Origin of the sequence: Actinophytocola sp. (assembly GCF_036555685.1) — a bacterium.
Taxonomy (GTDB): Bacteria; Actinomycetota; Actinomycetes; order Mycobacteriales; family Pseudonocardiaceae; genus Actinophytocola.
Map to the genome: position 1 here is coordinate 1 of NZ_DATBKY010000006.1, position 11,243 is coordinate 11,243.

General features: G+C 70.1%; 9 protein-coding genes. All 9 read left to right on the plus strand.

The features are described from left to right. Positions 1-118: 118 nt before the first annotated feature. Positions 119-667, plus strand: coding sequence for an NADH-quinone oxidoreductase subunit NuoI (gene nuoI / locus VH969_RS00710; RefSeq protein WP_331968596.1), 549 nt, complete (start codon positions 119-121; stop codon positions 665-667). An 8-nt stretch (positions 668-675) separates the two neighbouring features. Next, complete coding sequence (locus tag VH969_RS00715; protein ID WP_331968618.1) at positions 676-1,518, plus strand: NADH-quinone oxidoreductase subunit J; 843 nt, start codon at positions 676-678, stop codon at positions 1,516-1,518. Positions 1,519-1,654: 136 nt separating this feature from the next. Next, on the plus strand, positions 1,655-1,954 hold the full coding sequence (gene nuoK / locus VH969_RS00720) for an NADH-quinone oxidoreductase subunit NuoK (protein ID WP_331968600.1): 300 nt from the start codon (positions 1,655-1,657) through the stop codon (positions 1,952-1,954). A 10-nt stretch (positions 1,955-1,964) separates the two neighbouring features. Continuing rightward, entirely contained in the window at positions 1,965-3,932 is a 1,968-nt protein-coding gene (gene nuoL, locus VH969_RS00725) for an NADH-quinone oxidoreductase subunit L (protein ID WP_331968603.1), read from the plus strand. 144 nt (positions 3,933-4,076) lie between these two features. Beyond that, a complete protein-coding gene (locus VH969_RS00730; RefSeq protein WP_331968606.1) occupies positions 4,077-5,651 on the plus strand; it encodes an NADH-quinone oxidoreductase subunit M in 1,575 nt (524 codons plus the stop codon). Position 5,652: 1 nt separating this feature from the next. Continuing rightward, positions 5,653-7,266 carry an NADH-quinone oxidoreductase subunit NuoN gene (nuoN, locus tag VH969_RS00735; protein WP_331968609.1) on the plus strand — a complete coding sequence of 538 codons (1,614 nt, stop codon included), beginning with the start codon at positions 5,653-5,655 and terminating at the stop codon, positions 7,264-7,266. 382 nt (positions 7,267-7,648) lie between these two features. Next, positions 7,649-8,659, plus strand: coding sequence for a polyprenyl synthetase family protein (locus VH969_RS00740; protein ID WP_331968621.1), 1,011 nt, complete (start codon positions 7,649-7,651; stop codon positions 8,657-8,659). A gap of 129 nt (positions 8,660-8,788) precedes the next feature. Beyond that, on the plus strand, positions 8,789-10,303 hold the full coding sequence (locus VH969_RS00745) for a sunset domain-containing protein (protein WP_331968612.1): 1,515 nt from the start codon (positions 8,789-8,791) through the stop codon (positions 10,301-10,303). 101 nt (positions 10,304-10,404) lie between these two features. After that, complete coding sequence (locus VH969_RS00750) at positions 10,405-11,094, plus strand: sunset domain-containing protein (protein ID WP_331968615.1); 690 nt, start codon at positions 10,405-10,407, stop codon at positions 11,092-11,094. Positions 11,095-11,243 lie beyond the last annotated feature (149 nt).

Genomic DNA, 11,243 nt, shown 5'->3' on the forward strand with positions numbered 1-11,243 from the left:
CCGCCGCTCGATCTCGAGATACCCAAGCCGTCCAGGCGCAAGGCGGTCCGCGGCCGGTCGGCACGGCGGCGGCCCGCGACCGTCGGCGGCGGTCAGGATGCCGAGAAGGAGTCAGACGATGGGGATCTTTGATCCGCTGAAGGGCTTCGGTGTCACCTTCGGGACCATGTTCAAGAAGGTGGTCACCGAGGAGTACCCGGAGGCGGGCGCCCCGGCCGCGCCCCGCTACCACGGGCGCCACCAGCTCAACCGGCACCCGGACGGGCTGGAGAAGTGCGGCGGCTGCGAGCTGTGGGCCTGGGCGTGCCCGGCCGACGCGATCTTCGTGGAGGGCGCCGACAACACCGAAGAGGCGCGCTTCTCGCCCGGTGAGCGCTACGGCATGGACTACCAGATCAACTACCTGCGCTGCATCGGCTGCGGCCTGTGCATCGAGGCCTGCCCGACGCGGTCGCTCACGATGATCAACGAGTACGAGCTCGCGAACGACAACCGGCAGGACCTCATCTGGACCAAGGAGGACCTGCTCGCGCCGCTGCTGAAGGGCATGGAGCAACCGCCGCACCCGATGCGTCTCGGCGACACCGAGCAGGACTACTACGTCGAAGCGCCGCGCCTGGCCCGCAAGTGGGGCTACCCCGACCCGGTGAAGGGGGAGGTCAAGTGAGCACGGCAATGGTTCTCGCGCAAGGCGTGCAGAACACGATGTCCACCGGCGAGTCCGTCGCCTTCTGGGTGCTCGGGCCGCTGGCGCTGTTCGGCGGGCTCGGCATGATCTTCTCCAAGAACGCGGTGCACTCGGCGCTGTTCCTGGTGCTCACGATGCTCTCGCTCGGCGTGATCTACATGGTCCAGCAGGCGCCGTTCCTCGGGTTCGTGCAGATCATCGTCTACACCGGCGCGATCATGATGCTGTTCCTGTTCGTGCTGATGCTGGTCGGCCGGGACTCGTCGGACTCGGTCGTCGAGGTACTGCGCGGGCAGCGGTTCGCCGCGACCGTGCTCGGCGTCGGTCTCGCCGCACTCGTGGTCACCGCGGTGGCCCGGTCGCTGACCTCGGTCACCCCGGTCGGCCTGCAGGGCGACGAGGCCAACGGCCGCACCGGGGCCGCGAACGTCGCGAACATCGGCCGCTCGATCTTCACCGACTGGCTGTTCCCGTTCGAGCTCACCTCGGCGCTGCTGATCACCGCCGCCGTCGGCGGGCTGGTGCTCGGCTACGTCGACCGGCACACGCGCGGCCGCAAGACCCAGCGCGAGCTCGTCGAGGCCCGCTTCCGCGGCGAGCACGACCGCCCGTCGCCGCTGCCCGGCCCGGGCGTGTTCGCCACGTCCAACTCGGTCGCCACGCCGGCCCTGCTGCCCGACGGCTCGGTCGCGCCGGAGTCGCTGTCCCGGCTGCTCGACTCGGCCGCGGCGGAGCAGTTCGACGAGGAGCGCCGCGCGGTCGCCGGCAAGTCGACCGCGCCCGAGGGCCGCGCCCTCAACCCGTCGGCCAAGCACGAAGGCGAGTCATGACCCTCCCTGTGCCAGAGCCGCGTCTCGCACGAGCGCACCCAGGGGGTACGGGACGCGAGCCGGCCACAAGTACGTGGTCGGCGGCAGCGTCGTTGCCCAGCGCGACCGACCCTTCGAATTCCGGGGAGGCGGAACTGTGACTCCTACCGTTTACCTGCTGCTCTCCGCGCTGCTGTTCACGATCGGCGCGGTCGGCGTCCTGGTGCGGCGCAACGCCATCGTGGTCTTCATGTGCGTCGAGCTGATGCTGAACGCGGTGAACCTGTCGCTGGTCACCTTCGCGCGCATCAACGGCTCGCTGAGCGGCCAGGTCATGGCGTTCTTCGTGATGGTGGTGGCCGCCGCGGAGGTCGTGGTCGGGCTCGCGATCATCATGTCGATCTTCCGTACCCGCCGCTCGGCCTCGGTCGACGACTCCAACCTGCTGAAGTACTGAGGGGAAGGCCGTGACTGCAACACACCTGGCGGCACAGCAGGCCGCCGAGGTCACCGAAGCCACCGGCCTCGCGGGCTCGGCATGGCTCCTGGTGCTGTTCCCGGTGATCGGCGCGGTCGTGCTGCTACTCGGCGGCCGGCGCACCGACGCCTGGGGACACCTGCTCGGCAGCCTGACCGTCGTCGCGTCGTTCGTCTACGGCGTACTGCTCTTCTTCGACTTCACGAGCCTGCCGGACGCCGAGCGGGTGCAGGAGGTCTCGCTGTTCGACTGGATCCCGGTCGCCAACCTCCAGGTCGAGTTCGGCATGCGGATCGACCCGCTGTCGATCAGCTTCGTGCTGCTGATCACCGGCGTCGGCGCGCTGATCCACATCTACTCGATCGGCTACATGGCCGAGGACGCGGACCGGCGGCGGTTCTTCGGGTACTTCAACCTGTTCGTCGCCGCGATGCTGATCCTGGTGCTGGGCAACGGGTTCGTGACGCTCTACCTCGGCTGGGAAGGCGTGGGCCTCGCGTCGTACCTGCTCATCGGCTGGTACACCGACCGCCCGTCCGCGGCGACCGCGGCCAAGAAGGCGTTCCTGATGAACCGGGTCGGCGACGTCGGCCTGGCGCTGGCGATCTTCATCATGTTCAGCCAGCTCGGCACCACGCAGTACACCGAGGTGTTCGGCAACCTCGACCAGCTCTCGCCCGGCACGATCACCGCGCTCACGCTGCTGCTCCTGCTCGGTGCGTGCGGCAAGTCCGGCCAGTTCCCGCTGCAGGCGTGGTTGCCGGACGCGATGGAGGGCCCGACCCCGGTCTCCGCCCTCATCCACGCGGCGACCATGGTCACCGCCGGCGTCTACCTCATCGCCCGCGCCAACCCGATCTACCAGATGTCCGCGGACGGCCGGCTGGTCGTGATGATCATCGGCACGGTCACGCTGCTGATCGGGTGCATCATCGGCTGCGCGTACGACGACATCAAGAAGGTCCTCGCGTACTCGACCGTGAGCCAGATCGGCTACATGATCCTCGCGGTCGGCCTCGGCCCGTTCGGCTACGCGCTCGGCATCGCCCACCTCCTCGCGCACGGCTTCTTCAAGGCCGGGCTGTTCCTCGGCGCCGGCTCGGTCATGCACGCCATGAACGACGAGGTCGACATGCGCAAGTACGGCGGGCTGGCGCGGCTCATGCCGATCACGTTCGTCACGTTCGGCCTCGGCTACCTCGCGCTGATCGGCTTCCCGTTCCTCTCCGGCTACTTCACCAAGGACGCGATCATCGAGGCGGCGCTGGGCGAGGAGGGCTGGCGCGGCTGGGTGTTCGGCGGCGCGGCCATGCTCGGCGTGGCGCTCACCGCGTTCTACATGACCCGGCTGATGTTCATGACGTTCTTCGGCGAGAAGCGGTGGGAGTCGATCAAGTCCGCGGACGGCCGGGAGTTCCACCCGCACGAGGCACCGTCCGTGATGACCGTGCCGATGATCATCCTGGCGATCGGCTCGGTCGGCGCCGGCGCGTACTTCATGATCGGCAACCGCCTGGCCGACTGGCTCACGCCGTCGCTGGGCGAGCTGTCCGAGAGCGAGCAGCACGTGATCCCGGACGGCACGTCCACGATCATCGTCATCGCCCTGATGCTCCTCGGCGCCGTGCTCGCGTGGCTGTTCGTCGGCCGCCGCACGACGCCCGTCGAGCGTCCGGAGCGGGTCGCCTTCCCGGTCCGCGCGGCCCGCAAGGACCTGTACGGCAACGCGCTGAACGAGGCGCTGGTCGCCCGGCCGGGCACCTGGCTCGCGCGCGCACTGGTCTACGTGGACAACAAGGGAGTTGACGGGATCGTGAACGGCATCGCCGCCGCGCTCGGCGGCAGTTCCGGCCGATTGCGCAGGGCACAGACCGGGTTCGTCCGCTCGTACGCGGCGACGATGCTCGGCGGCTCGATCCTGGTCCTTATCGCGTTCCTGGCGGTGCGCTATGCCTGAGACTGTGCCGCCTCCCCGGAATTCAAAGTGTGGGTCTCGTTGGGCGCGGACCCTCCCGTCGAGCACGTACTTGTGGCCGGTTCGCGTTCCGTTCCCCTTGGGTGCGGTCCGGGAGCACCCGGCTCTGACACCGGGGGCGCAGTCATGACCTCCTCTTCCTCGTCGATTCTGCTCATTGCGCTGCTGGTGATCCCGCTGGTCGGCGCGATCGTTGTCGCGTTCCTGCGGGACAACGACCGGCTGGCCAAGCAGACCGCGCTCGGCTTCTCGATCGTCGAGCTCGCCGTCGCGATCGCGTCGTGGGCCGCCTACGACCCGGACGGCGCGCGGCTGCAGCAGTACTTCTCGGTCGACTGGATCCCGGCGCTCGGCGTGCACCTGTCGTTCGGCATCGACGGCATCGCGCTCGTGATGATCGCCGTGATCGGCCTGCTGGTGCCGCTGGTGATCGGTGCGGGCTGGACGGAGAAGCTGCCGGCCGAGCGGTCGGCGGGCGGCTTCCTGTCGCTGATCCTGCTGCAGCAGGCGCTCACGGTCGGCGTGTTCGCCGCGACCGACGTGTTCCTGTTCTACGTGCTGTTCGAGGTCATGCTCATCCCGATGTACTTCCTGATCGGGAACTACGGCGGCGCGCGCCGGCAGTACGCGGCGGTGAAGTTCTTCCTCTACTCGTTCCTCGGCGGCCTGATCATGCTGGCGTCGGCCATCGGCGCCTACTCGATGGCCTCCGACGAGCTCGGCTCCGGCACGTTCGACTGGGCCACGCTGGTACGGGTCGTCTCGGACGCGCCGCTGGAGAACCAGATCTGGATCTTCCTCGGCTTCTTCCTGGCGTTCGCGGTGAAGGCGCCGCTGGTGCCGCTGCACACCTGGCTGCCGGACGCGGCCGCGGAGGCGCCGATCGGCGTGGCCGTGCTGCTGGTCGGCATCCTGGACAAGGTCGGCACGTTCGGCTTCCTGCGCTACCTGCTGCCGATGACCCCGGAGGCGAGCAAGACGCTCGCGCCGCTCGTGCTCGTGATGGGCGTGGCCGGCATCCTCTACGGCGCGCTGCTCGCGACGATGCAGCGGGACATGAAGCGGTTCATCGCGTACGTGTCCATCGCGCACTTCGGCTTCATCGCGGTCGGCATCTTCGCGTTCTCGGCGCAGTCCGAGGTCGGCGCGGTCACCTACATGCTCAACCACTCGATCGCGACCGGCATGCTGATCCTGGTGATCGGCATGGTCATCGTGCGCGGCGGCTCCACGCTGATCGCGGACTACGGCGGCATGGCCAAGCTGACGCCGGTCCTCGCCGGCTTCTTCCTGGTGGCCGGCCTAGCGACGCTGTCGCTGCCCGGCACGAACTCGTTCATCAGCGAGTTCCTGGTGCTGATCGGGTCCTATGGCAACGAGCCCGTGTACACGATCCTCGCCACCGTCGGCATGATCCTCGCCGCGATGTACGTGCTCTGGCTCTACCAGCGGGTGTTTCACGGCCCGGTGCGCGGCAACGCGCTGATCGACGTGGCCGGCGGCCCGGGCACCGTGGTGGCGCCCGAGATCGGCGCCCGCAAGGCGATCCTCGACCTGAGTGGGCGGGAGAAGCTGGTGCTCGCCCCGTTGCTGGCGCTGGTCGTGGGCATCGGGTTCTACCCGGCGCCGGTGCTCGACGTGATCACCCCGACCGTCAACTCCACTTTGGACGCGGTCGGAATCTCGGACGGAGGCAACTGAGTTGTCCGCACTCGTTTCCGGCGTCGCCTTCGCTGCCCAGCAGGGTAAGGAGACACTCGCGCCGATCAACTACGCGGCGATCATGCCGATGTTGATCATCCTCGGCGCGGCCTGCGTCGGGGTGCTGTTCGAGGCGTTCCTGCCGCGGCACCAGCGCTGGCCGGCGCAGGTGGTCCTGACGCTGCTGGCGCTCGTGGCAGCGGGCCTGTCGATGGCGCTGTACATCGCCGACGCGCCGGCGGACGGCGAGCTCACGCTGTCCAACACGCTCGCGATCGACCGGCCGGCGCTGTTCCTGTGGGGCACGCTGCTCGCGCTCGCGCTGGGCGCGGTGCTGATGATCGCGGACCGGTCGGTGGAGCCGGGCGGCGCGTTCGTGGCGCAGGCGGCGATCCGGCCGGGCACGGTGCAGGACCGCGAGCAGCGGCTGGGCGCCCACCCGGCCCGGCGCGACGCGGCCCGGTACCAGATGCAGACCGAGGTCTTCCCGCTGACGCTGTTCGCGCTCGGCGGCATGATGGTCTTCTGCTCGGCCAACGACCTGCTGACGATGTTCGTTGCGCTCGAGGTGCTGAGCCTGCCGCTGTACCTGATGTGCGGCCTGGCCCGGCGGCGCCGGCTGCTCTCGCAGGAGGCGGCGGTCAAGTACTTCCTGCTCGGCGCGTTCGCGTCGGCGTTCTTCCTGTACGGGCTGGCGCTGCTGTACGGCTACGCGGGCTCGGTGCGGCTAGCGGACATCGCGAACGCGGCGGCGGGCACGGACCGGTCGGACACGCTGCTGTTCGGCGGCATGGCGCTGCTGATCGTCGGCCTGCTGTTCAAGGGCTCGGTCGGCCCGTTCCACGCGTGGACCCCGGACGTCTACCAGGGCGCGCCGACGCCGATCACGGCGTTCATGGCGGCGTGCACGAAGGTGGCGGCGTTCGGCGGCATCCTGCGCGTGCTGTCGGTCGGCCTGGAGTCGACGCGCTGGGAGTGGCGCGGCATCCTGTGGGGCGTCGCGATCGTGTCGATGGTCATCGGCGCGGTGCTGGGCCTGACGCAGACGGACATCAAGCGGATGATCGCGTACTCGTCGGTGGCGCACGCGGGCTTCCTGCTGATCGGCGCGATCGTGCTGACCCCCGACGGCCTGTCCTCTACGCTGTTCTACCTGCTCGCCTACGGCTTCACCACGGTGGCCACCTTCGGCGTGATCTCCCTGGTCCGCGACGCCGACGGCGAGGCGACGCACCTGTCCCAGTGGGCGGGCCTCGCGAAACGCTCGCCACTGGTGGCCGGCGTGTTCACGTTCCTGCTGCTGGCCCTGGCGGGCATCCCGCTGACGTCGGGCTTCATCGGCAAGTTCGTGGTCTTCTCGGCGGCCCTGTCCGACGGCATGGCCCCGCTCGTGGTGATCGCCCTGGTGGTGTCCGCGGTGGCGGCGTTCTTCTACCTGCGGGTGATCGTGCTGATGTACTTCAGCGAGCCGGCCCCCGACGGCCCGACGGTGACGGTCCCGGGCGCGTTCACCACGGCGGCGATCACCCTGGGCGTGGTGGTCACCCTGCTGCTCGGCATCATCCCGGCCTTCGCCCTGGACTGGGCCAACGCGGGCAACTTCGCCCTCCAGTAGGCCCAGTGCTCGAAACCCGCGAGTCCTACGTTGGGACTCGCGGGTTTCGCTTTACTACCGACCTGCCGGTTGTCCACAGGACTCAACCGCTCGCACCGATCTTGTCGGTCCCCGTCGCTAGGCTGAATGATCGGGGGGCCGGAGGCCGCCGTTGATCTTGCCTGGGCCTCCGTCGTGGCCTTGCGCACGTCACAGGCCCAGCCGCGGCGGACCGGGTCGGTTCCACCCCGCCGTGGCACTTGCCAACCGGCTCGGCTGCCGCGGAACCGGTGAGAAGTGCCACCGTAAGCGCCTTCACAGCGTTCTGCTCGCAACCGGGACATTAGGCTGTGCCGCAAGGAATCGAAGTGGGGAGCGATGCCACGTGACAGCCGACCAAGCCATGCCGCGGCTCCCTGCTTCCCTGGGCCTGGATCGAGCCGATCCGGCGCTCGTCGACGCCGTCGGTGGGGGGCTCGTGCGAGTCGAGGAGCTGTTGCGCACCATCGTGCGCAGTGATGTCTCGTTCGTCGACGAGGCCGCTACGCACCTGGTCAAGGCCGGTGGCAAGCGTTTTCGTCCGCTGTTCACCCTGCTGTCCGGCAGCGTGTCCGGGTCGATCAACGACGACGTCGTCACCGCCGCGGCCGCCGTCGAGCTGGTGCACCTCGCCACGCTCTACCACGACGACGTCATGGACGAGGCCACCATGCGGCGCGGCGAGGAGAGCGTCAACGCCCGCTGGGACAACACCATTGCCATCCTGACCGGCGACTTCCTGTTCGCCCACGCCTCGGGGCTCGTCGCGCGGCTGGGCAGCGAGGCCGCCCGGATCATCGCCGAGACGATGGGGGAGCTCGTCACCGGGCAGATGCGCGAGACCGTCGGGCCGCTCGACGGCGACGACCCCGTCGTCCACTACCTCGCCGTGATCGGGCAGAAGACCGGATCGCTCATCGCCACGGCCGGCCGCTACGGCGGGATGTTCTCCGGCGCGCCGGCCGACCACATCGAGGCGCTGCACCGCTTCGGCGACCTGATCGGCACCGCCTTCCAGATCTCCGACGACATCATCGACATCGCCTCGCCCGCGGACGAGTCCGGCAAGACCCCGGGCACGGACCTGCGCGAGGGCGTGCTCACGCTGCCGATGCTGTACGCGCTGTCCCCCGAGTACAACGCCGGAGAGCCCGACCCGCGCCTGCGTGCGCTGCTCGCCGCCCCCATCACCGACGACGAGCTGGTCGACGAGGCGCTCACGTTGCTCCGGAAGTCTCCGGGTCTGGAGCAGGCGGTGCGAACGCTCAGCGAGTACGCCGACCGCGCCCGCGCCGAGCTCGCCGACCTCCCCGAGGGGCCGGCCCGCGAGGCCCTGGACATGTTGGCACGTTACGTGGTGGCCCGGACGCGCTGAGCCACCGGTCATGATCACTTGGCGTGTCCCGGGTAGGTAATTGCCTGGCTCGTGACCACCGCTACACCGACCGCAGTAGCCTGAGCACCGCTTGCAGCGTCGCGGTGGCGCGCGGAGGGAGTAAAACCCATGCCGATCTTTGGGCAGGTCTGGTTGTGGAGTTCGCTGGCCTTCCTGCTCGGCGCACTGCTCTGCTGGGTTCTCGTGGCCCGTCCGGCCCGCCGGCGCGTCGGGCGGCTCGAGGGCGAGCTCATGGCCAACCGCTACCGCCGCCCGGCCGAGCCCGCCGACCGGCGTGCCCTCGACGAGGAGTACGACGCCTACGACGCCGAGCGTGAGGAGCGTCACGCACGACGTTCGCCGGTGCCCGTGGCGCCGGACGAGGCCGAGCAGCTCACGCGCTCCTACGCCCTCCCCTCCCGCGACCCCGCCGAGCGGTCGCCCTCAAGCCTGCGCTCCGCGTTCACCACAGGCAGCCTCGGCGCGCCCCCGGAGACCAGCTCGCCGAGCGAACGCGACTCGACCGACACCGAGCTCGCCGACAGCGGCGCCGCCGCGACGCACTACTTCAACCTCGGCGGCAGCGACCTCGAGGCGCCGCCCGAGGTGCCGCCCGAGGTGCCGGCACAGCCCAAGGGCCGCGGCTGGTTCGACAGCGACGCCCCCGGCGCCGAGCCGCTGGAGGCCACCACCTCGCTGAGCGCGTTCGAGCCGGGGCAGCTCGGTGTCGGCCGCCTGGTGGACGACGAGGCCGACGCCGCCCCCGAGCCCGAACCGGAGCCCGCGGCACGGCGCGGCACGGTCTTCAGCGAGACGACCCACCCGATACCCGGCGAGCTGATCCGCCGGCTCGACGAGTCGGGCGAGGCACGGCGCGACGAGCCGGCCGACGCGCTCGTCGACGATCTCGCGGACGTAGACGACGCCGGGAGCAAGGCGGAACGGAGCTTCGAGTCCGAACCGGCCGCCACGCCCGGCGCGTCGAAGACCGGGGTCGGCAGTGGAGCGGAGGTAGCCTCCCAGCGGAAACCGGAGCCCGAGCCGAGCGCTCCGGATCGCAGCGCGCAAGGCCAGACCGAGGTCATGCCGGCGATACGTGCCGAGTCCCCCGCCGACGCGGTGCGTACCGCGAGCGGACGGCGTTCCGGCGCTGAGAAGAGCCGACCAGGGACCAACGAGCCGAAGATCATGCCTGGAGTCACCGTCAGCGCGGAGCCGGCCGGCAACCCCTTACCGAAGCGCGTGCCCGGCAAACCTCGCGGCCACACGCCGTTCGGCGTGGAGACGTCGTCGAAGCTCGAGCCGGTGGGCGCTGCCACCGCGACGGATGGCGGCGGTGCGGAGGCCGCGAGCGAGCCGCCGCGCGCGCTGTTCGAGCCCGTCGTGCCGGCCGAGGACACGCCCATCGTGCCGCCGCCGCACCGCGTGCGCGGCGACGGGAACGGCCGCGGCCCGTTCGGCCCCGGCTCGGCGATGCCGTTGCCGGACGGGGGCTCGCCGTCCCCGGAGTTCACGATCAAGGCCAGCGTCAGCGCGTTGCGGTACTGCACGCCGGAGTCGCCGCAGTTCGGCCGCACGATCGCGGAAGTCTGGTTCAAGACGCCGGCCGACGCGGAGCGGGTCGGTTTCCGGCCGGTCACCTAGCCGGTGACAACCGGAAAAAGTAGCGATCACCTGGTGCCCTATTGTTCTCGCCACATCGGTGATCGTGACCGCACCCCGTCGTTCGCGAGGAGGCAGGGCCCGTGAATTGGTTGACCCGGCTGTTCGAGAAGCTCAAGTCCATCGTGGCCAAGCGCTCGGCAAAGCAAACCTCCACCACTGTGGCACCCGCGGCTCCCGTCACGCCGCCGGCACCCGAGCCGGTCGAGCCGGTCGCGGCCGAGGAGCCGAAGGCGTCCACGACCGTCACCGAAGAGGTCGAGGAGCCGGCCGCGAGCGCGGAGGACCCGGCGATCAACAAGCTGGACAGCGAGCGCGAGGCCGCGAAGCTGCCCGAGCCGGCCGAGGACAGCCCGGCCGCCGTGGAGGCCGCCGAGCCGGCGGAGCCCGCGGAAGCGCCGGAGGACGTCCCGGCCGCCGAGGACACCCCGGCCGCCGAGGAGGCCGCCGCCGGCAAGAAGGTCGCCCCCGAGCCCGACCCCGAGTCCGAGGCCGAGTCCGAGGCACCGGCCACCGTCGCGGCGGCCGTCGACGCGCCCGCGGCCGGGGAGGAGGGGCCGTTCGGCCCCGGTTCGGCCAAGCCGCTGCCGGACGGTGGCGCCCCGGGCGAGGAGTACACCGTCAAGGGCAAGAAGTCCTCGAAGCTCTTCCACACGGCCGAGTCGCCCTACTTCGGCCGCACCAAGGCCGACGTCTGGTTCAAGACGCCCGCCGACGCCGAGAACGCCGGCTTCGCCGCCTGGAACCACAAGAAGAAGGCGGCCGCCAAGTAGGTCAGCCCACCGTCCAGGTGTCGTTGCCGTTGAGTAGTGCTTGGAGGTTGGGTGGTGTGGTTTGGGTGGCGGTGGTGACTTGGGTGCGGGTTTGGTCGTCGTAGGTGGGTCGGGTGGTGGTGCGGTAGATGCCGGTGACGACGTGTCCG

Excerpts from the sequence above, each read along its gene's own strand:
- nuoI (WP_331968596.1), top strand. The coding sequence starts at position 119 with ATGGGGATCTTTGATCCGCTGAAGGGCTTCGGTGTCACCTTCGGGACC.
- VH969_RS00715 (WP_331968618.1), top strand. The coding sequence starts at position 676 with ATGGTTCTCGCGCAAGGCGTGCAGAACACGATGTCCACCGGCGAGTCC.
- VH969_RS00730 (WP_331968606.1), top strand. The coding sequence starts at position 4,077 with ATGACCTCCTCTTCCTCGTCGATTCTGCTCATTGCGCTGCTGGTGATC.
- VH969_RS00740 (WP_331968621.1), top strand. The coding sequence starts at position 7,649 with ATGCCGCGGCTCCCTGCTTCCCTGGGCCTGGATCGAGCCGATCCGGCG.
- VH969_RS00745 (WP_331968612.1), top strand. The coding sequence starts at position 8,789 with ATGCCGATCTTTGGGCAGGTCTGGTTGTGGAGTTCGCTGGCCTTCCTG.